Source organism: Deltaproteobacteria bacterium, assembly GCA_016875225.1.
GTDB lineage: Bacteria > Myxococcota_A > UBA9160 > SZUA-336 > SZUA-336 > VGRW01.
In genome coordinates this window covers 1-23,504 of sequence record VGRW01000057.1, presented here as the reverse complement: position 1 = coordinate 23,504, position 23,504 = coordinate 1, and the positions used below count along the sequence as shown (strand labels likewise).

Sequence of the window (23,504 nt, the reverse complement as noted above, 5' to 3'; positions counted from 1 at the left end):
CCCCCCTCGAAGGCCGCCGCTGGCCCTCGGCCGCCGAGCCACCACCGCCGACGCCCTCGCAGCGCACCGCGACCACCTACGGATCACCGTGGTGAGAAATGCGGGCTAGCCGTCCCTTCGGGGTACGGTCAACGAAGCGCACTTGGATACCCGTCGACGGGATGGCCGCAGCCGCGCGAGCCGGACGTCGCGCGCCAGCGCGCCGCTCGGCGCTCCCGGCAGACCGAGCGCCGTGAACGAGCTCGAGACCTCGGGTCCGGCACGCGCCGGCATCGCGGACTTCGTCACCCCTTTGCGTCGGGGTGTGGCGAGAGCTCGAGCGCGAGCGGAATCTGCGGCGTCACGTCGCCGCAGCCCACGGTCGTGAGCGTCGTGAAGCTGAAATAGGCCGTCGGGTCGGGGGATCGGAAAAATCAGAGGGGTTCTGGCGGCCGAGAGCGGACGTCATGACAAACTCAGCCCCGCTGCTGCGATCCAGCCCGAGCCAACGGGGAAGGAAGCGCGAATGGCCCGGAAGATCGATGAAGGAACCGCATGACGCGTCGCACCCTGTTCATCTTCTTCATCCTGACTTTCGCGATCTCCTGGGGCGTTCTGGTCCTGTTCGTGCTGTTCACGGCGCAGGCCGAGGCCATGTTCGGCAAGCTGGGCTACACGAACCCGCTGTTCATCCTCGCTGTGTATGCCCCGGCGCTCTCGGCGCTGAGCCTTGTCGTGCATCACCACGGCTTCGCAGGTCTCGGTCCCTTCCTGCGCCGCATGCTGGTGTGGCGGATGCCCTGGGGCTGGTGGCTGCTGTTGATCGTGGGGCTGCCGCTGGTGTCGTATGCCGGCGCGGCGATCAAGGGCACGATCGGGGCGCCGTTTCCATTCGATCCCTGGTGGCTGCTGTTGCCGGCCTTGCTGACGACGCTCGCCATCGGCCCGGTCGAGGAGATCGGCTGGCGCGGCCTGGCGCTGCCGCTGCTGCAGCGCCAGCTTGCGCCGTTCTGGGCCGGGCTGTGGTTGGGCGTGATCTGGGCGCTGTGGCATGTGCCGGCGTTCTTTCTGAGCGGCACGCCGCAGAGCAACTGGTCGCTGCCGGGGTTCTTCCTTGGATGCGTGGCGCTGTCGCTGATCCTCACGCCGATGTTCAATGCAGCGCGGGGTAGCCTGCTGGTGGCGGCGCTCTTCCACTTCCAGGTCAACGGGCCGGCGTGGCCCGATGCCCAGCCCTGGGACAGCGTGATCTTCGCCGGTCTGGCCGCGGCCCTCGTGCTGCTTGAACGCCGTGACTACTTCGAACGCGGCGCTGGCGCCACCGAGGTGCTGTCGTCAACGTCCAGCCTTCAGACGCCAGACCGATCGGGGGATACGAAAAATCAGAGGGGTTCTGGCGGCCGAGAGCGGACGTCATGACGAACTCAGCCCCGCTGCCGCGATCCAGCCCGAGCCGGAAGGGAAGGAAGCGCCAACGGCGACCGACGCCGGCATGCCGACGAGATTCGCACGAACGGGGTGTTCCCGTGCGGCTCGTCAGCTCGCGAGATGCGAGGAGTACGACCCCTTGCGCCGGAGCAGCGCGCCGATCTCCCCCGGTGCCGTCGCTCGATCCGCTTCCTGCAACACCTCCCGCTCGTAGTCGGCGGTGAACCGCCGCCGTGTCGCCTTCGCCACCACTTCCGTGTCGCGCACTTCCATCGCGATCGCCATCGTAGATCCCTCGATCGCCCTCGACACTGAATTCCGAAGCCCTGGGTGTCTCGGCTACGTTGGCACGGAGGGCAGGTTCGAATCCTGCCTGGGTCGCCAGTCTCAGCCGCTCGAGAGCCGCGCGAGCGCCTGCTTCGCGGCTTCGTAGTCGGGCGCGACGTCGAGCGCGCGCTGCAGCGCGTCGCGTGCGCGCGCGATGTCGCCGCTTCGCTCGGCGTCCAGGCCGACCATGTACAGATTCACGGCGAGGTTGTGTTTCGCGCGGTAGGCCAGGCCGTCGAGCTCGAGCGCGAGGTAGACGTTCTGGAGCAGCTGCCAGACCAGCGCGAGTCCGGGCTCGGACTCCGCGTAGCGCTCGAGCGACGCGCGGCTCTCGTCGAAGCGCAGCAGCGCGAGCTCCACCTGTCCGGCGAGAAGCCAGAGCGCCGGCTGCATCTGCCAGTACTCCGTCGCTCGCACCGGCTCGAGCGCGAGCCGCGCGTCCTCCGCGCGGCCGGCGCGGAGCAGGATCGAGGCGCGAAGCACGAGCGTCGCGGGGTCGTCGGGCCGCAGCGCGAGCGCGGCGTCGGCGTCGGCGAGCGCGGACTCGAGCTCGCCCTGGCGCAGTCGCGCGCGCGCGCGGATCGCGCGCACGGGGAAGCTCTCGGGCTCGAGCTCGAGAGCGCGGTCGAGTGCGGCCGCGTACTCGGCCGGATCGCTCGCCGGCGCGAGGAGCTGGCGCACGGCGATCGCCTCGCCCGACGCGCCCGCGAGCTCCGCGAGCGCGGCGCTGGCCACGTCGTCGTGGCGCACCGCGAGGTGCGAGAGCGCGAGCTCCCCGACGCGCGGGCGCGCGGCCGCCGCGGGCGCGGACTCGAGCAGGCGCGCGCTGGCGGGGCCGAAGGCGTCGATCGCGGCCCAGGTCCGCTCCATCGGACCTTCGCCTGGCGCCGCGAACTGGTCGGCGTAGAGCAGCCACGGCGTGCGCAGCTCGACGAACAGGTTGTCGTCGCCGTTGGTGACGGGAAAGCCCGCGATCAGCGCGTCGACGTCCTCGGGCAGGAGCCGCAGCAGGCTCCAGACCTCGGCGGTCGAGCGCGTGCCGACGCGGTACAGATCCGAGCGCACCGCGGGAGGGAGCGACTCGAAGCTCGGCACGTCCGACGGGTCGAGCCGCTCGGTCGTCGCCAGAAGCATCAGGTCGGGAACCGCGCGGTCGAGCACGAAGCCGTAGACGTACGGGAACTCGCTGCGCAGCGCGGCCAGGATCGCGCGCAGCACGTCCGGATCGGTCGCGTACAGGGGCAGCCACTGCAGCAGCCGGCCGCCCGGCGCGAGCGCTTCGCGCGCCTTCCGGAAGTGCTCGCGCGTGAACAGGTTCGCGACGCCCGAGAGCCACGGGTTCGAGGGCTCCGAGATGATCACGTCGTACCTCTCGCGGGTGTTCGCCAGGTACGAGCGCGCGTCGTCGACGATCACGCGCACGCGCGGGTCGTCGAGCGGCTTTCCGTTCAGCTCGTCGAAGAAGCGCGACGCCTCGAGCATCGCGGGCTCGAGCTCGACCGCGTCGAGGCGCTCGACCGGGTGGCGCAGCACCGATCCGACCGTCACGCCCGAGGCCCAGCCGACCACGAGCACCTTCTTTGCCGGCTTGCCGAAGAGCAGCGGCGTCTGCGCGAGCAGCACCTGTGTCGGCATGTCCACGCGCGAGGAGGCGTCCGCCTTTCCGTTGATGTGCAACGCGGTCTCGCCGCGGTAGCGGTGCACCGACACCGTCGCGGACAGACCGTCGCGGTAGAAGAGGACCTTCTCGTCCTCGACGCCCGATAGCTCCGCCACGTCGTGCGCCTGCGTGAACACGGCCTCGGGCACGAAGCCGCCCATCGCGAGCGGCCGGGTGTCGAGCGGCGGCGGGTAGACCAGGATCACGGCGGCGAAGGCGAGCGGGATCGCGCCGAGCGCGAGGCGCAGCACCGCGCTCGCGTGTCCGTGCCAGAACAGCAGCCCGGCGCAGGCGAGCGCGTTCACGGCGATCGCGACCGCCGCCGTGCCGCGCAGCCCGAGCCACGGCAGGAGCACGAAGCCCGCGCTGAACGCGCCGAGCGCGGAGCCGATCGTGTTCACGAAGTACACGTCGCCGACGGCCGGCGATGCGCCGCTTGCGGCGGTCTGCGCGCGCGAGAGGAGCGGGAAGAGCGCCCCGAGCACGAGCGCGGGCGGCAGCATCGCGCAGGAGGCCACGGCGAACTGCGAGAGCGCGAGCGTCCCCGCCGTGCCGCCGAAGCGCCGCACCAACGCCATGAACGCGCCCGGCAGGAGCGGAAGCAGCGAAAGGGAGACCAGCGAGAGCAGTCCGACCGCCGCGATCCCCAGCGCGTAGACGAGGAGCGGGCGGCGCAGCCGATCGACGAGCCCGCGCGCCAGCAGCGACCCCGCGGCGATCCCGAACAGGAACGACGCGAGCATGCAGGCGAAGGCGTAGATCGACGAGCCCATCACCATGGAGAGCGCGCGCGTCCAGGTGACCTCGTAGACGAGCGAGGTGAAGCCGATCGTCCCGTAGGCGAGCAGGGCGGGATTCCAGCGCGCCAGTCGCTCTTGCACCGGCGCGGCTGCGGGAACCGGAGCGGAGCTCGTCGAAGGCGAGCGCGAGAGCAGAAGTGCCACGACGCCGAGCGCGAGGTAGGCGAGCGCGCCGGCGTGGTTTGCGCCCGTGACCCCGAGCCAGGGCAGCAGGAGGAACGTCGCGAGGAAGACGCCGCTCACCGCGCCCAGCGTGTTCAGCCCGTAGAGCAGGGCGATTCCCGCTCCGGCGCGCTCGTCGCGGACGAGCGCGCGCGTGAGCAGCGGCAGGGTCAGGCCCATTCCGATCGTCGGCGCGCAGAGGACCGTGAACGCGAGCGCGAAGCGGGCCAGCACCGAGGGCCAGAAGGCGAGATCCGCGAGCAGCGCCCGCGCCAGGTCGGGGAAGAACGAGAAGAGCAGAGGCATCGAAAGCGCATAGAGCCCGACCGCGATCTCGATCGCGCCGTACGCGCGAACTCCGTTGCGCATGCGCAGGGCGATGCGGCCGCCGATCAGCCCGCGTTTGCCCAGCCCGGCCATGTACGCGACCAGAATCGTCGAGATCGCGAGCGTCGTGGTGCCGAACACCAGGCGCAGCAGCCGCGACCAGACCACCTCGAGCACCAGGCTCGCCGCGCCCGACAGGAAGAAGCAGGCGACGATCGCGACCAGAAGTGCCGCGGGAATCGGCTGCGCGGTCTCTCGCTCGTCGCTCATCGCGGGAGTCTATACCACACGGCTTGGCCCGGGCTCAGTCGTCCTCGCGCCGACCCCAGCGGATCTTCCCGCTGGCCGCGACCTCCAGCGACTCCTCGCGCTTGCGCTCGAGCCACTCCGACAGGAACAGCACCAGTGACTCGCAGTCCTCGGCGGAGCGCCGCATGTCCTCCGGTGAGCTCGCGTCGATCGGCAGGATCGCCTTGAAGTCCCGCGAGCCCTCCACGCGCACCACTGCGCGCGCCTCGCGCGCGCCGAACCAGCGGTAGGAGAACGAGAGCGTCGCCAGGTCGCGGCGGCGCCTCTCGAGCGAGTCGTCGCGGCGGCGGACCGCGAGGTCGTAGTCCTGATCGAGTACGTCGAGGAGCAGATCCTCGAACTCCCGCTCGAGGGCCTTGTGCTTGCCATTGGTTGCCACGACCGACTCCCTGCCGCCTTCGAGCGGCCCCCGGACCTCCCCCTCGGCATTCCGTTTCGGCGCGGACGCGGCGGAGTTTGAGCCGTGCGTACCGTGGAGTCGTGGGCGTTCGCTTCTGCGCAGGCCCTGCGCGTTCGTGTACGCTCCGGCGTCGATGTCGAAACCGTTGGTGTTTGCCGCGAGCTCCCTGGACCGGACCAGTCATCTGCGCCGCGACGCCGCCTGGCTCGACGCGGCGCTCTCGAACGAGTCCAGCCGCTTCCTGCCGTTCCACCGCCTGAACGTGCTGGTCAAGGCGGCCGGGCCCGCGCTGGCCTGGGCGAACCCGGGCATCCGCGCCATGATGGACGTGCGCACCGGGCCGGTCTACCTGGGCCTGCGCGACGGCCAGGCGCACTTCGCGGTGGACCTCTCGCCCCTACACGATCCGGTGACGGAGCTCGGGCTCGCGGGCGAGGCGAACTTCGCCGACGTGCGCATGATCGCTGCCAGCCTGCCGGCCGGCGAGGCCTCGATCGTGGCGCAGGGCCGGCAGATGCTGGACTGGCACGCGCGGCACCGCTTCTGCGCGGTGTGCGGCAAGTCGACCGCCGTGAAGGAGGCCGGCTACCTGCGCGAGTGCGACGAGTGCGACGCGCAGCACTTCCCGCGCACGGATCCGGTGGTGATCATGCTCGTGCACGACGGCGCGCGCTGTTTGCTCGGCCGCCAGGCCGGCTGGCCCGCGAAGATGTGGTCGGCGCTGGCGGGGTTCGTCGAGGCGGGCGAGACGCTCGAGGACGCGGTGCGCCGCGAGGTGATGGAGGAGGCCGGCGTGCCGGTCGGCGAGGTCCGCTACCAGGCGTCGCAGCCCTGGCCGTTTCCGTCCTCGCTGATGATCGGCTGCATGGCCCAGGCGCTCGGCGAGGCGATCACGGTCGATCGGAGCGAGCTCGAGGACGTGCGCTGGTTCCCGCGCGAGACGGTGCTGCGTGCGCTCGAGGATCCGAGCGCCGACGTCGGCTTCTTCGTGCCGCCGCCGATGGCGATCGCGCACCACCTGATCAAGGTCTGGGCGGAATCGAAAGCCTAGGGATCTCGAGCTTCGGGCAGCGATCCATCACCACCGCGAGTCCGGCGCTTCGCGCGCGCTCCGCGGCGGGCTCGTTCACGACGCCGAGCTGGGTCCAGACCGCCTTCGCGCGCACGGCGATCGCCTCGTCGATCACCGCCGCTGCGGCCTCCGAGTTCCGGAACACGTCGACCAGGTCGATCGGCTCGTCGATCTCCGCGAGGCTCGCGCGCACGCGCTCGTTCAGGATCGTCTGGCCGGCGCAGGCCGGATTCACGGGGATCACGCGGTAGCCGCGCGACTGCAGGTAGGCCATGACCTCGTGGCTGTCTCGCTCCGGCCGCGGACTCGCTCCGACCAGGGCGATCGTCCGGGTCTGCTCGAGGATCTCGCGGATCTCTTCGTCGCTGGCGCGCTTCGCCACGGCGCGAGTCTGACATAATCGCGAGCGTGATCGACTTCGAGCCCACCGAAGAGCAGGCCTTGATCCGAGACACCGTTGCGGAGTTCGCGCGCGGAGAGATCCGCCCGCGGGCGCGCGACGCAGACGAGTCCGGGAAGATCCCGGAGGATGTGCTCGCGCGCGCGCACGAGCTGGGCCTGATCGCGAACGGCTTGCCCGAGGCGTACGGCGGCGGAGGGGAGCGCAGCGCGCTGACCGGAGCGCTGGTCGCCGAGGAGCTCGCGCACGGAGACCTGTCGATCGCGCTCGCGATCCTGGCGCCCGGACTTCTCGCCTACCCGGTCGCGGACCTCGGCAGCGAGGCGCAGAAGGCGCGGCTGCTTCCCGCGCTGATCGCGAGCCCCGGCGCCCTCGGCACGCTCGCGCTTCAGGAGCCGCGCTTCGACTCCGACCCGTACCGTCCGCGCACGCAGGCGCGCCGGACCGCGGACGGCTGGCGGCTCGACGGCGCGAAGTGCCTGGTGCCCTGGCCCGAGACCGTGAGACACGTGCTCGTGCTCGCCAGCGTCGACGAGACGCTCGCGGGCTTCGTCGTGCCGAGCGAAGCCGCTGGCTTGCGCGCCACGCCGGACGCGTACCTCGGCATTCGCGCGCTGCCGACCGCGGAGCTCTCGCTCGACGACGTGAAATTGCCCGCGGAGGCGCGTCTGGACGGCGCGCCTGACGGCTCCGCGCGCGCGCTGGTCGCGCGCGGACGGGTCGGGCTCGCCGCGCTCGCGGTCGGCGTGGCGAGCGCCGCCTTCGAGCTCGCGCGCGACTACGCGAAGGAGCGCCACGCGTTCGGCGCGCCGATCGCGACCAAGCAGGCGATGGCCTTCAAGCTCGCCGACATGGCGATCGAGATCGACGGCGCGCGGCTCCTGGTCTGGGAGGCGGCCTGGCGGCTCGATCGCGGCGAAGACGCGACCCGCGAGGCGACGCTCGCGATGCAGCAGGTGCGCCGCGTCGCTCTCGAGGTGACGGACGGCGCGGTGCAGGTCTTCGGCGGGCACGGCTACATCCGCGAGTACCTGCCCGAGCTGCTGCTGCGCAACGCGCGCGGCTTCGCCTGCTTCGAAGCACTCAGTTTGGTGTAGGGGGACGTCCGTGATCGACTTCGAGCCGACCGAGAACAGCCGCAAGGCCCGGGAGTTCTACCGGCGCATGGCGCTCGAGCAGATGCGCCCCGTCTCGCGCCGCTACGACGAGGACGAGCACGCGCTGCCCACCGAGTGGGTCGACTACTACTGGCAGACGGGTCGCAAGGGCGCGCCCGGGAGCCTGGGCGGCGCCACCGACGGCTTCGTGCAGGTCTGCATCCAGGCCGAAGAGCTTTGCTTCGGCGACGCGGGGCTGTACCTGCGCATGCCGACCGCGGCGCTGGGCGGCTCGGCCGTCTCCGCGGCGGGAACGCCCGAGCAGAAGGAACGCTTCCTGCGGCCGTTTCGCGAATCGCCGCACCCGATCTGGGGCGCGATGGCGATCACCGAGGCCAGCGCGGGCTCGGACTCCGCGGCGATCCAGACCAGCGCCCGTTACGACGCGGAGCGCGACGAGTGGGTGCTGAACGGCACGAAGATCTTCTGCACCGCGGGCGAGGGCGCCTCGCAGATCGAGGGCGGATTCGTGGTCGTCTGGGCGACGGTCGACAAGACGCTGGGGCGCGGCGGAATCAAGTCGTTCGTGGTGCCGGCGAAGACCCCCGGCATGAAGCTGGTCGGGCTCGAGAAGAAGCTCGGCATCCGCGCCTCCGACACCGCGACGCTGGTCTTCGAGGACTGCCGCGTCGCGTCGGCGAACCTGCTCGGCGGTAGAGCGAAGGCGGAGAAGAAGGCCGAGCCCGCGCGCGCCGGCGACAAGGGCTTCAAGGGCGCGATGGCGACCTTCGACGCCAGTCGGCCGATCGTGGCCGCGATGGCGGTCGGCGTGGGCCGAGCCGCGCTCGACTTCCTGGTCGAGGAGCTCGCGCGACAGGGCGTGGAGATCCGCTACGACTCGCCGCCGCGCTCGCAGACCGCGCTCGAGCGCGACGTGATCGACATGCAAGCCGAATTGCAGGCCGCGCGGCTTCTGACCTGGCGCGCCGCGAGCATGATGAATCGCGGTCGGCCCAACAGCCTCGAGGCGTCGATGGCCAAGGCGAAGGCGGGTCTCGTCGTCACCAAGATCACGCAGAAAGCCGTGGAGCTGCTCGGACCGCCGGGCTATTCCAAGAAGCTGCTGGTCGAGAAGTGGATGCGCGACGCGAAGATCAACGACATCTACGAGGGCACCCAGCAGATCAACCAGCTGATCGTCGCGCGCAGGATCCTCGAGTACTCCTCGTCGCAGCTGCGCTAGCCACCGCTCGTCGTCGAGATTTGCTTTGGCCGGCCGCCCGAGTCGATAATTCCCCCGCTTCGAACCCAGAGGAGATCCACAGATGGCAGAGACCTTCCTCTCCGACGGCTGGTTCAGCCAGACGGAGAAGATCCAGAACGAAGTGAACCCCCCGGTTCCGCCGGCGATCAAGGACCTGAAGATCAACATGCAGGTGACCGGCGGCCCCAGCGGCGAGGTGGCGTTTCGCATGGAGGCCGGACGACTCGTGAAGGGTCATGCGGCCGACGCGCCGACGAAGCTCGTGATCCCGTTCGACACCGCCCGCGCGATGCTGATCGACCAGAACCAGCAGGCGGTGATGTCGGCGTTCATGTCCGGTCAGATCCGGGTCGAGGGCGACATGGCCAAGCTGATGCAGATGCAGATGGCAGGCCCGCCGAGCCCCGAGGCCCAGAAGGTCTCGCAGCTGATCAAAGAGATGACCACGGCCTGACTCACGGCGTTCCGGCTCGGCCGCGCGCGACCCTTCAAGTGAGGTCGCGCGCCGGCCGAAAACCGGGACGTGGCCGGCCATCCTTCGGTCGTTCTGCTCGATGACGGCGAGCTGGATCGCGTTCGCGTGATCCTGGAGCGGCTCGGTGCGGACTTCGCGCTCTGCCGTCGCGTCGCGGATCCGACGGACGTCCCGCGGCCTCGCGATCTGCTGATCACGACCGGCCGCAGGGCGCAGGCCCTGTCGGAGCCGGCTCCAGCCGTGGCGGGCGCGGCGGCGCCGATCTGGCTCTGCGTCCACGGTCAGGATTTCCAGGAGCTGCGCTCGCGGCTTCGCGAGCTCGGAGTCCATTACCTGGTGAACAGCGCCGTCGACCAGGAGTCGCTGCGGCTGCTGATCGAGATGCTGCTCCACGACCGCCGTGAGCAGCGCGTGGTCGCACGGCTGCCGGTCGGCGTCGAGGTGACGCTGCGCCACGGCAAGCAGGTCGAGTTCGCGAAGCTTCTGGACCTGTCGCGGACCGGCGCACGCCTGCGCACGAAGGCGTTGTTCTCCGTCGGCGATCGACTCGAGTTCGAGCTACCGCTCGAGCTCTGCGGCGGCGGGCTCGAGTGTCTGTCGGGTCGCGTGGCGCGCGTGGAGCTCGGCGGGGGGCGCGCGGCAAAGATGGGCTGCTCGGTCGGCGTCGAGCTCGATCCGCTCACCGCGGAAGCGGCCGCCGCGCTCGGCGCGATCCTCTGCGGCACGCATCCGGCGACCCGGATCTCGGCGCTTGCGAATCCTCGCGAGCGCGAGCGTCGCCGCGCGGAGCGGCGCGCCTACCGCCGCCGCATCGCGGCGCTCGCCGCCTCGGACGCTGGCACGCCGCGCGTCGTCCTCGGGCACGACCTCTCGGTCTCGGGCATCCGCATCGCGCGCCAGCCGGGGCTCCGAAAGGGCATCCGCATCGCGCTCGGGCTGTACGGCGCCGACTCGGGCGCTCCGCTCACGCTCGAAGCCGAGGTCGTCGCGGACCACGGTCCGCGCGGGCTGGGGCTGGCGTTCCGCAACGCCAGCGAGTCGCAGCTCCGCGCGCTGGCGAAGCTCGTCGCCGCGCTTCCCCTGCTCGAGTCGCTCGACGGGGAGACCGGGTCCGGCGGCGGCGTCGTGCTCTCGCGAGTGATGCCTCAGAAGGCGTAGTCGACCATCGCTCCGCGCTCGCGGAGCCGCGTCCGGATCTCGTCGGGCTCGACCGCGAAGACGCGCCCGCGGTGGGCCAGCGCAAGCGCTGCCGCGACGCCGGAGGCCTCGCCGGTCGCGAGCGCGGGCGGGATCTCCTTGGTCGCGTTGTGGGTCTGGTGGTCGACGGAGATACACCGTCCGGTGGCGAGCAGATTCTCGATCTCGTTCGGCACGAGGCACCCGTACGGGATCGCGTAGACCGCGCCGTACTTGGTCCAGTGCCCGGTGATCGCGATCGCGTCGGGCTGTGGCTTCTGGCGGTCCTCGCGGCGCAGCACCCGGCGCCCGACCAGACGCCGGCTCTCGGTGATTCCGATCAGGCGCGCGATCTCACACAGGTGCGCGTCGCGAAGCTCCGCGAAGCGCGAGCGCAGCCCGCGGAACTCCTCCATGACCAGGCGGCGGCACTCGAGCTCGGCATAGCTGAGCTCGCGCGGATCGGTGGCGTCGATGCGCCGGTCGATCCGCGCCATGCTTCCCCAGGGGAGCAGGGCCTGGCCCGGATTCGTGGTGCGGAAGATCGGCGCACCCGCCTCGATCGCGGCGTCGACGTCGCTCACGCCGCCGATCCGGAACCAGAGCCAGGGGTGCACGCGCTCGAGCTCGAAGGCGCAGCCCGCCGATGCGAGCACGTGCCCGTCGCCGGTCGCGTCGATCACGACGTCCGCGGCGATCGCCTGGCGTCCCGCGCGCGACTCGAACGCCACGGCTGCGATGCGCGGCCCGTCGAGCAGGGCGCGCGCGCCCCAGACGTGGAACAGCACCTCGACGCCCGCCTCGCTCGCGAGCGCGTTCAGCGCCTCGCGCATGATCTCGGGGTCGTAGGCGACCGAGTAGCGCACCACGTGCTCGGCGCGCGCACCGCCCCAGACGAGACCGAGCCGCGCGTAGCGCTGCACGAGCTCGGAATCGGAACGGCCCCAGTGCTCGCGCGGCGGTGCGAACGCGCCGCCAGCCGCGCTCATGCGCTCGACCAGCTCCTGGCACAGCCCCGCGATCACCTGCCGGCCGCGCCCGTCGTCGAGCGTGAGCAGAAGCGCGATCAACCCGTTCGTCGCGAGCCCGCCGAGCGAGCTCGAGGCCTCGGCGAGCACCACGCGCGCCCCCGAGCGCGCCGCCGCGACCGCCGCCGCGACGCCGGACGTGCCGCCGCCGACGACCAACACGTCCGCGCGCGCGAGCAGGGGCAGATCGCGCGCGGCTTCGTGGATCGGCGCGGGCTCGCTCACTTCTCCGGGCTCGCGGGCCGCGGCAAGAGCGCGAGCTGGTACTTGCCGCCCTCGTTTCCGAACCAGCCGAGAATCCGATCGGTGAGGCCGTACTTGGCGCGGAACACCTCGTTCACGCGCGCGCGAAGCGCAGTGTCGCTCACGAGCTCCGCGCGAAGCGGATACTCCTGCTCCGCGATCCTCACCACGACGTCGGCGTCGCGCTCGATGTTCGCGCGCCAGCGCGTGTCGCTGGTGCGCACGTAGCCCACGCCGTCGACCACGCCGACCCAGACCTTGGTCTCGCGCAGGTCGCCGTCCGCGTCGTGGGTCAGCACCTCGATCACGCTCTCGTCCGCGAGCGCGCTCCAGTCGGGAGCGTCCGCGCGCGAGGCGGGCGAGAGCAGCCAGATGGCGAGCGCCAATCCGAGCGGGAACAAGCGGAGTGTGGTCATCTCGCGATTGGAGCACAGCTCGCGGCCCCGCGTCGCGTATCATGGCCGCGGTGGCGCAAGCGGGGGGTCGCAAGGTTCACATCACGCCGGAGGGCGCGAAAAAGCTTCAGGCGGAGCTCGAGCAGCTCTGGCGCGTGGAGCGCCCGCGGGTCACGCGCGAGGTGGCGGCCGCCGCAGCGCTGGGCGATCGCTCGGAGAACGCGGAGTACATCTACGGCAAGAAGCGCCTGCGCGAGATCGACCGCCGGATCGAATTCCTGCGCAAGCGCTTCGACCTGCTCGAGGTCGTGCAGCCGGGTCTGGTCGCGCGCGACCGGGTCTACTTCGGAGCCTGGGTGACGCTCGAGGACGAGTCCGGCACCGAGCTGTGTTATCGGCTGGTCGGCCCGGACGAGAGCGACGTGGACCGCAACCTGATCAGCGTCGAGTCTCCGATCGGGCGCGCGTTGCTGGGCAAGTCCGCGGGGGACGAGATCGCGGTCGAGCGCCCCGCCGGGCGCGCGTGCTACACGCTGCTCGAGATCCGCTACGAGAGCCGATGAGCGCGGGCGCCGACACGCCGATCGCGCGGCTCGTGCGCCGGATCGACCTGCCCGCCGTGGCGGAGGATCGCTTCGCGGCGGCCGCCGGCCGCTCGCGAGGCCGACTCTTCGGAGGCCTGGTCGCGGCGCAGTCTGTGGTGGCCGCGGGCCGGAGCGTCGATTCGGGCGAGCTCCACTCGCTACACGCCTGGTTCCTGCGCGCGGGGCGCGGCGACGTTCCGATCGACTACCGCGTCGAGCGGATCCGGGACGGACGGCGCTTCTCGAGCCGCCGCGTGGTCGCGGAGCAGGGCGCCCGGCCGATCTTCGAGATGCTCGCGAGCTTCTCGCGCAAGTCGCAGGGTGTCTTCCACCAGGATCCCGCACCCGCTCTGCCGCCGCCCGAGCAGCTCGAGGATTGGGAGGACGTGCGCGCGCGACTCGTCGCCATGCCGCGTCGCCGCGGCGGCGCCGAGGCCTTCGACGTTCGCGTGGTCGAGCCCGAACGCGACGCGCCTCGCGCGCGCTCGGCGCCTTCGCGCGCGATCTGGATGCGCGCGCGCGGCGAGCTTCCGAGCGACCCGCTGCTCCAGGCGGCGCTGCTCGTCTACGCGAGCGATCGGGCGTTGCTTCGCTGCGCGGGGCGCCCGCACGCGCTCGAGTGGTCGGAGCATCCGCCGGCGAGCCTGGACCACGCGGTCTGGCTGCACGGGGCTCCGCGGATCTCCGACTGGTTCGCCTACGACTGTCACAGCCCGGCGGCGCACGCGGGGCGGGGCCTGGCGATCGGCGCCATGTACACGCGCGCCGGCGAGCGCTTTGCGACGGTGGCCCAGGAAGGGTTGCTGGAGACCTGAGGCATGCGCGCCTGCCGGGGCGAAGTGTCCGTCTCGGTTGACGAACGCCCCGGCCGGGGGGATTCTGCCGGTGGCGCGGGTCCAAGCTCTGGCGCAGCCGTGCCGATGGGACCCGCAAGTCCGAGGAGTCCACGCATGTCTGCTCGAGCGGTCGCAATCGCGCTCTCGCTGCTCTGTCTCTCGCTGCCGGCGCAGGCCGGCCCCACGCGCTACGAGCCGCGGCGTGCCGGGCACCCGCTTCGCATCGCCGCCTACGCCGCGCATCCGTTTGGCGTCGTTCTCGACACGTTGATCTTCCATCCGGCGTGGTGGGTCGGCCAGCACGAGCCGTTTCGCACACTGTTTGGTGTACAGACCCAGTCCGACGACGGAGCGGAGCTGCGCTACTCGCGCGCGGAGCCGGCGCCGGAGCCAGACCTCGGTTCTTCCGAGCCCGAAGCGGACTGAGGCCGAGCGGCGCACGCTGGATTCCCGCGGTATGCTTTTTGCTTGTGCAGAGTGAGTCGGAACCGGCGGTGCGGGAGAGGGTCGGAAGCAGCGGGCCGATGGCCGTGGCTCTCTGCTTCGTCGTCTGCCTCGGCTGCGGCACCGGGCTCCCGGGCTTCGACGCGCCGCGGAGAGCCGCGCCGGAGCTTCCGCCCATCGAGCTCGAGGGCGTGATCTTCGAGGGCTACCGAGGCGAGCAACGCGAGCTCTCGGTCACGGCGGAGCGCGCGCGGATCGATCTGGCCGCCAGGGTCGCGGATCTGGAGCAGGTGAAGTTCTCGTTCTCCGAGAACGAGCGCGGACCGATCGAGGTCGCCGCTCCGAGCGGCGCGCTCGAGCTCGACGAGGACGACTTCGTGCTCTCGGGCGGAGTGAGCGGCTCCGCTCAGGAGGGCGAGCGCTTCTCGACCGAGCAGCTCCGCTACCTCGCCGCGAGCCGGCAGCTTGTGAGCGCGACGCCGGTGGAGCTGCGCCGCGCCGATCTTCTGGTTCGAGCGAACGGAATGGAACTCGGCCTCGAGGAGCGCCGCCTGCGCCTGATCGGCCAGGTCCGCGCGGAGGTCGCGAACCGATGATGCGCCCGACCGCGATCCTCGTCGCGCTTCTGGCGCTGGCCGTCCCGGCGCGCGCGCAGGAGCCGAAGTCGGCCAGCGACGCCGCGGATCGACTGGGACTGCGCTTCACGCCGGACGCCGAGCTGGTGATCACGGCGGACGAAGCGGAGGGCGTGAAGACCGAGTCGGGCCAGGAGAGCGTCGTCTTCAGCAAGCGCGTGCGCGCCACCCAGGGCGACATGCGGCTCGAGTGCGACTGGCTGCAGGCGGTGTATCCCAAGAACGCCTCGGGTCGACCGGATCGCATCACCGCGCGCGGCTCGGTGGTGATGACGCAGGGCACGAACGAGGCTCGCTGCGCCGAGGCCTCGGTGGACAACGTGGCCTGCACCGCGGAGTGCAAGAGCGAGGGCACCCGCGCCTCGCTGCGCCGCGGCCTCGACGACGTCGAGGCGAACGCGATCTACTTCGACCTCTGCAAGGGAACCGTGCGCGCGATCGGCGACGTCGTGATCCGCGTGCGCGAGCGCCCCGGAGCCAAGCCCGAGGCGCCGAAGCCCGGCGAGCCCGGCGCGGGCGGCGGATGAGTCCCACGCTGCACGCCCGTGACCTGTGCAAGAAGTTCGGCGCGCGCGAAGCGGTGCGCGACGTGAGCATCGCCGTCGGGCCCGGCGAGGTCGTAGGTCTGCTCGGCCCCAACGGAGCCGGCAAGACCACCACCTTCAACATGATCGTCGGGCGGGTCCGGCCGACCTCGGGCCGCGTCTACCTGGGTGAGGAGGAAATCACCGATCTGCCGATGTACATGCGGGCGCGGAAGGGAATCACGTACCTGCCGCAGGAGCCTTCGATCTTCCGCAAGCTGACCGTGGAGGAGAACGTCCTGGCGATCCTCGAGACGCTCGAGCCCTCGCGCCGCGAGCGAAAGAAGCGCGCGCACGACCTGCTGGCCGAGCTCGACCTGGTCGGCAAGCGCAAGCAGAAGGGCGGCACGCTCTCCGGCGGCGAGCGCCGTCGCGTCGAGATCACGCGCGCGCTCGTGCTCGATCCGCGCTTCATGCTCCTCGACGAGCCGTTCTCCGGAATCGATCCGATCGCCGTGATCGACATCCAGAAGATCATCGCGCAGCTGCGCGAGCGCGGGATCGGGATCGTGATCACCGACCACAACGTGCGCGAGGCGCTCTCGATCTGCGATCGCGCCTACATCATCAAGGACGGGCGGATCATCCGCGAGGGAGCGCCCGCAGAGATCACCGAGGATCCGACGGTTCGCGAGATCTACCTCGGGCAGAACTTCAGGTTGTAGCGATGGCCCTGGAGCTCAAGCAGTCGATCCGCCTCTCGCAGTCGCTGGTGATGACGCCCCAGCTGCAGCAGGCGATCAAGCTGCTTCAGCTCTCGCGGCTCGAGCTCGTGAACACCATCCAGCAGGAGCTGGTCGAGAACCCGGTGCTCGAGGAGTCGCTCGACGAGGAGACGCCGGTCCACGAGGTGGGCGGCGACGAGAACGAGTCGGCGCTCGCGCTCTCCGACACCGCCAAGCCCGATGCGCCGCCCGAGACCGAGACCTCCACGCCGAGCACCGACGACATCGTCGGCGACCTCGACTGGGAGAACTACATGGAGTCGCGGCCGCAGACGAGCCTGTCGCGCGGCGACGACGACCGCCCCGCGCTCGACGCGAACCTGACGCCCGCGACCTCGCTCACCGACCACCTGGTCTGGCAGATCGGCTTTCTGGAGATGAGCGATCTGGAGCGCGAGATCGCGATGCAGATCGTCTGGAACCTGAACGAGGACGGTTACCTGCAGGAGCCGCTCGACGCGATCGCGGCCGAGGTCGGCAGCGACGAAGCGACCGTCGAGGGCGTGCTCACGCGCGTGCAGGAGCTCGATCCGGTCGGCGTGGCCGCGCGAAGCCTCAAGGAGTGCCTGCAGATCCAGATGCGCATCGCCGGCATCGGCGACGGCCTGGCGCAGCGCCTCGTATCGAGCCACATCGACGGGCTGCAGAAGCACGACTTCCGCGGCATCGCCCGGCTCGAGAACGTATCGGTCGAGGAGGTCGCCGAGGCGGCCAAGCTGATCGCGAGCTTCGAGCCGCGGCCCGGGCGCCAGTACGCCGGCGACGAGCCGGTCTACATCACGCCCGACATCTACGTGCACAAGATCGGCGACGAGTACCACGTGGTGCTGAACGAGGACGGAATGCCGAAGCTGCGCGTCTCGGCGGCCTACCGCGACGTGCTGTCGCGCAAGGACGGCGACGGCAAGGAGACGCGCGAGTACGTGCGCGAGAAGCTCCGCTCGGCGATCTGGCTGATCAAGTCGATTCATCAGCGCCAGCGCACGATCGTGCGCGTGATGGAGTCGATCATCCGCTTCCAGCGCCAGTTCTTCGACAAGGGGCCGGAGCACCTGCGGCCCTTGAACCTGCGAGACGTGGCCGACGACATCGGCATGCACGAATCGACCGTCTCGCGCGTGACCACCGCCAAGTACGTGCAGACGCCGCACGGTCTGTTCGAGCTGAAGTTCTTCTTCAACTCGAGCATCCGGACCGGGGACGGCGAGGGGATCGCCTCGGAGTCGGTGAAGGAGAAGATCCTGCAGATCATCAAGAACGAGGACGCGAAGAACCCCCTCTCGGACCAGAAGATCGCCGAGATGCTCTCCGACTCGAGCATCCAGATCGCGCGGCGCACGGTCACCAAGTACCGCGAGGCGCTGCGCATCCTGTCCTCCACGAGGCGACGCCAAATCAGCTAGATTCGCGGCCCCGAACGCCAGGATTCCGCCATGAAGCTCACCGACATCCTCGTGCGCGACGCCTGCCGGGTCGACATCCGTGGCCGGACCAAGCCCGAGGTCCTGCGCGAGCTCGCCGACGCGCTGGCCGGCGCGATCCCTCGCCTGGACCGCAGCGAGCTCTACGCCATGCTGCTCGAGCGCGAGAAGCTGGGCACGACCGCGATGGGCGACGGGATCGCGATTCCGCACGCGCGGATCGAGGCGCTGGACCGCGTGCTCGCCGTCTTCGGGCTCTCGCGCGGCGGGGTCGACTTCGATTCGCTCGACGGCCGGCCGACGCACCTGTTCTTCCTGCTCGTCGCTCCCGGTCGCGAGGGCAGCTCGCATCTTCTGCTTCTCGCGCGCCTCTCGCGCCTGCTCGGCATCGACGGCTTCCGCGCGCGGCTGCGCGAGGTGACGTCGACCGACGAGCTCTTCCGCGCGATCGAGGAGGAAGAGTCGAGGCACTAGCATGACGAGCGCCCCATCCGCGCCGGCCCGAATGCACGGAAGCCTGGTCGAGGTCGGGGGTGTCGGCGTGCTCCTGCTCGGCGGCAGCGGGATCGGCAAGAGCGAGTGCGCGCTCGAGCTGGTCATGCGCGGACACCGCCTGGTGGCGGACGACGTGGTCCTGATCGGTCCCGACGAGGCGGGCGGCCCGGCGGGCTGGAGCCCCGAGCTCGTCAGGCACTACCTGGAGCTTCGCGGCATCGGCATCGTGCACGTGCCGAGCCTGTTCGGGCCCGGCTCGGTCGCCGACCGCGCGCGAATCGAGCTGGTCGTGCGGCTGGAATCCTGGGGAGCGGGCGAGGTGGAGAGGATCGGGCTCGAGCGGCGCACCGAGGACGTGGCCGGCTTCCGCGTCGAGGTTCTGCACCTGCCGGTCGCGCCGGGCCGGAACATCGCCTCGCTGGTCGAGGTGGGCGCGCGCAACCACGTGCTCCGGAGCCGCGGCAAGAGCGGCGCGGAAGAGCTCGACGCGCGCGTCTTCGCCATCCTTCGGAAGGAGGGGGCGTGAGTCTCGGGCCGACGCTCGTGATCGTCTCGGGGCTCTCGGGCGCGGGCCGGACCACCGCGATGAAGGCGCTCGAGGATCTGGGCTTCTACTGCGTCGACAACCTGCCGGTGGTGCTGCTCGAGCCCTTCGTCGAGCTGTTTCGCGAGGGCAGCGACCGGCTCGCGGTCGCCGTCGACGTGCGCGAGCGCAGCTTCCTGGCGGCGTTTCCGGACGTCCACGCGCGGCTTAAGTCGAGCGGGCTCGCGACGCTTCTGCTCTACCTGGAGGCGAGCGACGAGGTGCTCGCGCAGCGCTTCTCGGAGACCCGCCGCGTCCACCCCACGCGCGGCAGCGGATCGCTCTACGAGGACATCTCGCGCGAGCGCGAACTCCTGGTTCCGATCGCGCGGCTGGCGGACCTGGTCGTCGACACCGGACGCATGAGCGTGCACGACCTGAAGCGGCAGATCCTGCGCCACTTCGCCGGGGGCGAGCGCGCCGCGGCGATGGAGATCGAGCTGGTCTCGTTCGGCTTCCGCCACGGCGCCCCGGAGGCCGCCGACCTGCTGATCGACGTGCGCTTCCTGCCCAACCCGAACTTCGAGCCCGCGCTTCGCGCCCACACCGGGCTCGAGCCCGAGGTGGCCGCCTTCGTGCTCGACCCGCCGTCCACGGGCGAGTTCATGGCGAAGCTGCGCGAGTTCATCGATTTCCTGATCCCGCGCTACGAGAAGGAGGGGAAGGCCCGCCTGACCATCGCGCTCGGCTGCACCGGAGGGCAGCACCGCTCGGTGGCCGTGGTCGGTGCCCTGGACCGACACCTCCGGGAGCGCAAGATTGAGGCCCGCGTGACCCACAGAGACGTGGCTCGCGCCCGAAGGAGCGAGGCGTGATCGGCGTACTGGTTCTGTCCCATTACCGGCTGGCGGACGAGTTCGTGGCCGCGCTGCGCCACATCGTGGGCGAGACTCCGCACGTGCGCGCGATCGGACTCGATCCCGCGAGCACGGCGCCCGAGGAGATGCGCACCCAGATCGACAAGGCGATCCGCGAGGTCGACCAGGGGAGAGGCGTGCTGGTCCTGGTGGACATGTTCGGGGGAACGCCCTCGAATCTTTCGCTGGCCTTCCTCGACGAAGGCCGGGTCGAGGTCGTGACCGGCGTCAATCTGCCGATGCTCGTGAAGGTCGCGCGGCAGAAGGACGGGACCGGCATCCACGAGCTCGCGGAGCTCGCGCGTGACTACGGGCGTCGGAACATCTCGGTCGCGAGCGACCTGCTCGGAAACCGAGAGCCCGGCAAGAGCGCCCCGTGAGCCGAGTCGAGCAGGTCTGCGAGATCCGGAACAAGCTCGGGCTCCACCTGCGCGCGGCCGCGGCCTTCGTGAAGGTGGCCGAGCGCTTCAAGAGCGACGTGTCGCTCGAGCGCGACGGAACGCGCGCGAACGGCAAATCGATCATCGCGCTCGTGACGCTTGCAGCCTCGCTCGGAACCTCCGTGAAGATCGGCGCGGAAGGCCCCGACGCGGAGGACGCGGTCGGTGCGCTCGCCCGGCTGGTGGAGGATCGCTTCGGGGAGGGCGAATGACGCTCGGCCGAACCCAGCGCAACGGGATTCCCGTCTCGCCCGGCATCGCAATCGGCCCCGCGTACGTGCTGCGCCGCGAGCGGATCGTGATCCCCGAGCACCGGATCGCCCCGGAGCAGGCGGACGGCGAGGTCGAGCGGCTGCGCCGCGCCTTCGGCGAGACGCGCGGCAAGCTCGAGGAGATCCGCCGCGGCATGCACGGCACCGGGCTCGTCGGCACGATCTTCGACGCGCAGTTCCTCTTCCTCGAGGACCCGACGCTGATCGTGCCCGCGGAGGCGAACATCCGCGAGCACGGGCTGAACGCCGAGTGGGCGGTCGAGCGCGAGTGGCGCCGGCTCGCTCAGGTGTTCGAGTCGATGCACGATCCGTACATCCGCGAGCGCGCCAGCGACATCGGATTCGTGGTGCGCCGCGTGCTCGAGGCGCTGATGGGGCGCGAGCCGCAGGGCCTGAGCAACGCTCCGCCGGGCGTGATCGTCGTCGCCGAGGACCTCTCCCCCGGCGAGGTCGCGCAGGTGACGCGCGGCCGCGTCGCGGGCTTCGTGACCGAGACGGGGTCGCGCACCTCCCACGTCACGATCATGGCGCGCAGCCTCGGAATCCCGGCGGTGGTCGGCGTCGGCGACGAGCTGGCGCGCGAGCTTCGCGACGGCGTGATGCTGATCCTCGACGGCCACACCGGCAACGTGATCGTGGACCCGGACGCGAACACGATCGCGGAGTACCGCAAGCGGATCGCCGACCTGCTGGTCGTCTCGCGCGAGCTCTTGCGCTACGTCGACCTGCCCGCCGAGACGAAGGACGGCGTGGCGATGCGCCTGCTCGCGAACGTCGACCAGATCGACGAGGCGCGCGAGGCGCTGCGCTACGGCGCGGAGGGAATCGGCCTGTACCGGACCGAGTTCCTGTTCCTGAATCGCCACGACCTGCCGGACGAGGACGAGCAGTGCGCGGCCTACACCGCGATCATCGAGGCGGTCGCTCCGCACGGGGCCACGATCCGCACGCTCGACCTGGGCGGGGAGAAGGTGCCGACCGGTCTGGACCTCTCCGAGGAGCCGAACCCCGCGCTCGGCCTGCGCGGCGTGCGCATGTCGCGCAGCCGGCCGGACGTGTTCCGCACCCAGCTCCGCGCGCTGCTTCGCGCCAGCTCGTCGGGGCGGCTCAAGATCCTGCTTCCGATGGTGTCGAGCCAGGCCGAGGTCGAGTTCGCGCGCGAGACGCTCGAGCAGGTGAAGGCCGAGCTCGCGTCCGAGGGGGTGGCGTTCGACCGCGCCGTTCCGCTGGGCGTGATGATCGAGACTCCGGCGGCCGCGATGATCGCGGACCTGATCGCGCCGCTCGCGGATTTCCTCTCGATCGGAACCAACGACCTGGTCCAGTACACGCTGGCCGTCGACCGCAGCAACGAGCACGTCGCCTACCTGTACGAGCCGCTGCACCCGGCGCATCTGCGCATGATCCAGCGCATCGGTCAGGCGGCGCGCCGGGCCGGGATCGTGGTGGGGATGTGCGGCGAGATGGCCGGCGAGCCGATGCACTGCTGGGTGCTGCTCGCGCTGGGCATCGGAGAGCTCTCGATGGCGCCGTTCGCGATCCCGCTGCTGAAGCGCATCCTGCGCGACTCGACCGCGGCCGAGGCCCGCGACCTGCTCGCCGAGGTGCTGCGCCTGGGCAGCGCGCAGGAGATCCGGCGGCTCGTCGAGGACCGGATGCGCGAGCGCTTCCCGGTCGCGTTTGAGCGAAGCGCGCTGCAAGGCTAGGATTCGCCCGCGTTGGTCATTGGGGGCGGAAGGAAAGCATGGCGCGCAGACTGTTCACGTCGGAATCGGTCTCGATGGGGCACCCGGACAAGGTCGCCGACCAGGTCTCGGACGCGATCCTCGATGCCTACCTCACGCAGGATCCGAAGGCGCGGGTCGCCTGCGAGACCCTGACCAAGACCGCTTTCGTCTGCGTGGCCGGGGAGATCACGGCCCGTCGCGGCGTGAGCGTCAACATCCCCGAGGTCGTGCGCGAGACCGTCTGCGAAATCGGCTACGACAACGCGGCCTACGGCCTCGACGGGAAGACCTGCTCGGTCATGGTCGCGCTCGAGGGGCAGTCGCGTGACATCTCGCAGGGCGTGACGGAAGGCGAGGGCCTGTTCAAGGAGCAGGGCGCTGGCGACCAGGGGATGATGTTCGGCTTCGCGTGCACGGAGACCGAGGAGCTGATGCCGCTGCCGATCATGCTCGCGCATCAGCTCGTGGCGCGGCAGGCCGAGTGCCGCATGTCGGGCGAGCTCGACTTCCTGCGGCCGGACGCGAAGTCGCAGGTCACCGTCGAGTACGGCGCGAGCGGCCCGGCCCGGATCGAGGCGGTCGTGCTCTCGACGCAGCACGACGAGGACATCGAGTGGGAGCCGCTGAAGTCGAAGGTGCTCGACAGCATCATCCGGCCGGTGATCCCCAAGAACCTGCTCGACGCCAACACGCGCATCTTCGTGAACCCGACCGGCCGCTTCGTGATCGGCGGTCCGGCCGCGGACGCGGGCGTGACCGGCCGCAAGATCATCGTCGACACCTACGGAGGAATGGGCCGGCACGGCGGCGGCGCGTTCTCGGGAAAGGATCCGAGCAAGGTCGACCGCTCGGCGGCGTACGCCTGCCGCTGGGTGGCCAAGAACCTGGTCGCGGCCGGAGCCGCGGAGCGACTCGAGGTCCAGGTCAGCTACGCGATCGGCGTGGCCGAGCCGGTCTCGATCCGCGTCGACACGTTCGGCACCGGCCGCGTCGACGACGAGAAGATCGAGGCGGCGATCCGCAAGCGCTTCGACCTGACCCCGCGCGGGATCATCGACTCGCTCGACCTGCTGCGCCCGATCTACCGCCAGACCTCGTTCCACGGCCACTTCGGCCGCACGGGCGACGCATTCACCTGGGAGAAGACCAGCCGAGCCGACGACCTGCGGCGCGATCTCGGGCTGTAGGAGGAGACGCGCATGGACCAGAGCGATCGCTACAAGGTCGCGGACCTCGGCCTGGCCGAGTGGGGCCGCAAGGAGCTCCGGCTCGCCGAGCACGAGATGCCGGGCCTGATGACGCTTCGCGCCCGCTACGCGCCGAGCCAGCCGCTGCGCGGCGCGCGCATCATGGGCAGGG

Annotated in this window: 25 protein-coding genes and 1 pseudogene; 21 read left to right on the top strand and 5 right to left on the bottom strand. The window is 70.7% G+C overall.

The features are described 5' to 3' along the window. Positions 1-284 precede the first annotated feature (284 nt). Positions 285-386 (bottom strand): annotated as a pseudogene (locus tag FJ108_13245) (two pore domain potassium channel family protein). A gap of 148 nt (positions 387-534) precedes the next feature. Here FJ108_13245 and FJ108_13240 point away from each other — a divergent pair. Continuing rightward, complete coding sequence (locus FJ108_13240) at positions 535-1,398, top strand: CPBP family intramembrane metalloprotease (protein ID MBM4336855.1); 864 nt, start codon at positions 535-537, stop codon at positions 1,396-1,398. Between the two features lie 396 nt (positions 1,399-1,794). Here FJ108_13240 and FJ108_13235 read toward each other — a convergent pair whose 3' ends face one another. Next, positions 1,795-4,953, bottom strand: a complete 3,159-nt coding sequence (locus FJ108_13235) for a hypothetical protein (GenBank protein ID MBM4336854.1) — start codon at positions 4,951-4,953, stop codon at positions 1,795-1,797. A 34-nt stretch (positions 4,954-4,987) separates the two neighbouring features. Further along, the gene (locus FJ108_13230) at positions 4,988-5,371 is read right to left on the bottom strand and encodes a hypothetical protein (protein ID MBM4336853.1); all 384 of its coding nucleotides are present in this window, start codon (positions 5,369-5,371) and stop codon (positions 4,988-4,990) included. 154 nt (positions 5,372-5,525) lie between these two features. On the opposite strand from FJ108_13230, the gene nudC reads away from it, so the two are divergent. Beyond that, a complete protein-coding gene (nudC, locus tag FJ108_13225) occupies positions 5,526-6,443 on the top strand; it encodes an NAD(+) diphosphatase (protein MBM4336852.1) in 918 nt (305 codons plus the stop codon). Here nudC and FJ108_13220 read toward each other — a convergent pair. Continuing rightward, positions 6,415-6,846, bottom strand: coding sequence for a CoA-binding protein (locus FJ108_13220; protein MBM4336851.1), 432 nt, complete (start codon positions 6,844-6,846; stop codon positions 6,415-6,417). The genes nudC and FJ108_13220 overlap by 29 nt on opposite strands. Before the next feature lie 26 nt (positions 6,847-6,872). On the opposite strand from FJ108_13220, the gene FJ108_13215 reads away from it, so the two are divergent. The 4 genes from FJ108_13215 to FJ108_13200 all read left to right on the top strand — a co-directional run bounded on the left by FJ108_13215 (position 6,873) and on the right by FJ108_13200 (position 10,858). Beyond that, positions 6,873-7,961, top strand: a complete 1,089-nt coding sequence (locus FJ108_13215) for an acyl-CoA dehydrogenase (protein ID MBM4336850.1) — start codon at positions 6,873-6,875, stop codon at positions 7,959-7,961. Positions 7,962-8,028: 67 nt separating this feature from the next. Further along, positions 8,029-9,204: an acyl-CoA dehydrogenase gene (locus FJ108_13210; GenBank protein ID MBM4336849.1), complete on the top strand. Its 1,176-nt coding sequence runs from the start codon at positions 8,029-8,031 to the stop codon at positions 9,202-9,204. An 82-nt stretch (positions 9,205-9,286) separates the two neighbouring features. Next, positions 9,287-9,679, top strand: coding sequence for an SCP2 sterol-binding domain-containing protein (locus tag FJ108_13205; protein MBM4336848.1), 393 nt, complete (start codon positions 9,287-9,289; stop codon positions 9,677-9,679). A gap of 69 nt (positions 9,680-9,748) precedes the next feature. Next, positions 9,749-10,858, top strand: a complete 1,110-nt coding sequence (locus FJ108_13200) for a PilZ domain-containing protein (GenBank protein ID MBM4336847.1) — start codon at positions 9,749-9,751, stop codon at positions 10,856-10,858. Here the strand turns inward: FJ108_13200 and FJ108_13195 are convergent. Next, positions 10,846-12,579 (bottom strand): FAD-dependent oxidoreductase, encoded by a 1,734-nt coding sequence (locus FJ108_13195; GenBank protein ID MBM4336846.1) that lies wholly within the window; start codon positions 12,577-12,579, stop codon positions 10,846-10,848. The two genes, FJ108_13200 and FJ108_13195, sit on opposite strands and share 13 nt — an antisense overlap. A 25-nt stretch (positions 12,580-12,604) precedes the next feature. On the opposite strand from FJ108_13195, the gene greB reads away from it, so the two are divergent. The 15 genes from greB to FJ108_13120 form a co-directional block, all read left to right on the top strand. Beyond that, a complete protein-coding gene (gene greB / locus FJ108_13190; protein ID MBM4336845.1) occupies positions 12,605-13,105 on the top strand; it encodes a transcription elongation factor GreB in 501 nt (166 codons plus the stop codon). Further along, entirely contained in the window at positions 13,102-13,941 is an 840-nt protein-coding gene (locus FJ108_13185; GenBank protein MBM4336844.1) for an acyl-CoA thioesterase II, read from the top strand. Before greB ends, FJ108_13185 begins: the two co-directional genes overlap by 4 nt. A 135-nt stretch (positions 13,942-14,076) precedes the next feature. Next, complete coding sequence (locus tag FJ108_13180; protein ID MBM4336843.1) at positions 14,077-14,388, top strand: hypothetical protein; 312 nt, start codon at positions 14,077-14,079, stop codon at positions 14,386-14,388. A gap of 68 nt (positions 14,389-14,456) precedes the next feature. Further along, on the top strand, positions 14,457-15,002 hold the full coding sequence (gene lptC, locus FJ108_13175; GenBank protein ID MBM4336842.1) for an LPS export ABC transporter periplasmic protein LptC: 546 nt from the start codon (positions 14,457-14,459) through the stop codon (positions 15,000-15,002). Next, complete coding sequence (locus FJ108_13170; protein ID MBM4336841.1) at positions 14,999-15,568, top strand: hypothetical protein; 570 nt, start codon at positions 14,999-15,001, stop codon at positions 15,566-15,568. Before lptC ends, FJ108_13170 begins: the two co-directional genes overlap by 4 nt. Then, positions 15,565-16,290: an LPS export ABC transporter ATP-binding protein gene (gene lptB / locus FJ108_13165; protein ID MBM4336840.1), complete on the top strand. Its 726-nt coding sequence runs from the start codon at positions 15,565-15,567 to the stop codon at positions 16,288-16,290. Before FJ108_13170 ends, lptB begins: the two co-directional genes overlap by 4 nt. A gap of 2 nt (positions 16,291-16,292) precedes the next feature. Then, positions 16,293-17,753: an RNA polymerase factor sigma-54 gene (rpoN, locus tag FJ108_13160; GenBank protein MBM4336839.1), complete on the top strand. Its 1,461-nt coding sequence runs from the start codon at positions 16,293-16,295 to the stop codon at positions 17,751-17,753. 30 nt (positions 17,754-17,783) lie between these two features. Next, the gene (locus FJ108_13155) at positions 17,784-18,245 is read left to right on the top strand and encodes a PTS sugar transporter subunit IIA (GenBank protein ID MBM4336838.1); all 462 of its coding nucleotides are present in this window, start codon (positions 17,784-17,786) and stop codon (positions 18,243-18,245) included. 1 nt (position 18,246) lies between these two features. Next, complete coding sequence (locus FJ108_13150; GenBank protein ID MBM4336837.1) at positions 18,247-18,792, top strand: hypothetical protein; 546 nt, start codon at positions 18,247-18,249, stop codon at positions 18,790-18,792. Then, positions 18,789-19,664 (top strand): RNase adapter RapZ, encoded by an 876-nt coding sequence (gene rapZ / locus FJ108_13145; GenBank protein ID MBM4336836.1) that lies wholly within the window; start codon positions 18,789-18,791, stop codon positions 19,662-19,664. The genes FJ108_13150 and rapZ overlap by 4 nt, the downstream gene beginning before the upstream one ends. Further along, a complete protein-coding gene (locus FJ108_13140) occupies positions 19,661-20,086 on the top strand; it encodes a PTS fructose transporter subunit IIA (GenBank protein ID MBM4336835.1) in 426 nt (141 codons plus the stop codon). The genes rapZ and FJ108_13140 overlap by 4 nt, the downstream gene beginning before the upstream one ends. Then, positions 20,083-20,358, top strand: coding sequence for an HPr family phosphocarrier protein (locus tag FJ108_13135; protein ID MBM4336834.1), 276 nt, complete (start codon positions 20,083-20,085; stop codon positions 20,356-20,358). Before FJ108_13140 ends, FJ108_13135 begins: the two co-directional genes overlap by 4 nt. Then, positions 20,355-22,124: a phosphoenolpyruvate--protein phosphotransferase gene (gene ptsP / locus FJ108_13130; protein MBM4336833.1), complete on the top strand. Its 1,770-nt coding sequence runs from the start codon at positions 20,355-20,357 to the stop codon at positions 22,122-22,124. The genes FJ108_13135 and ptsP overlap by 4 nt, the downstream gene beginning before the upstream one ends. A gap of 38 nt (positions 22,125-22,162) precedes the next feature. After that, positions 22,163-23,332 carry a methionine adenosyltransferase gene (locus FJ108_13125; protein MBM4336832.1) on the top strand — a complete coding sequence of 390 codons (1,170 nt, stop codon included), beginning with the start codon at positions 22,163-22,165 and terminating at the stop codon, positions 23,330-23,332. A 12-nt stretch (positions 23,333-23,344) separates the two neighbouring features. Next, a partial coding sequence (locus FJ108_13120; protein ID MBM4336831.1) for an adenosylhomocysteinase occupies positions 23,345-23,504 on the top strand: 160 nt, incomplete at its 3' end.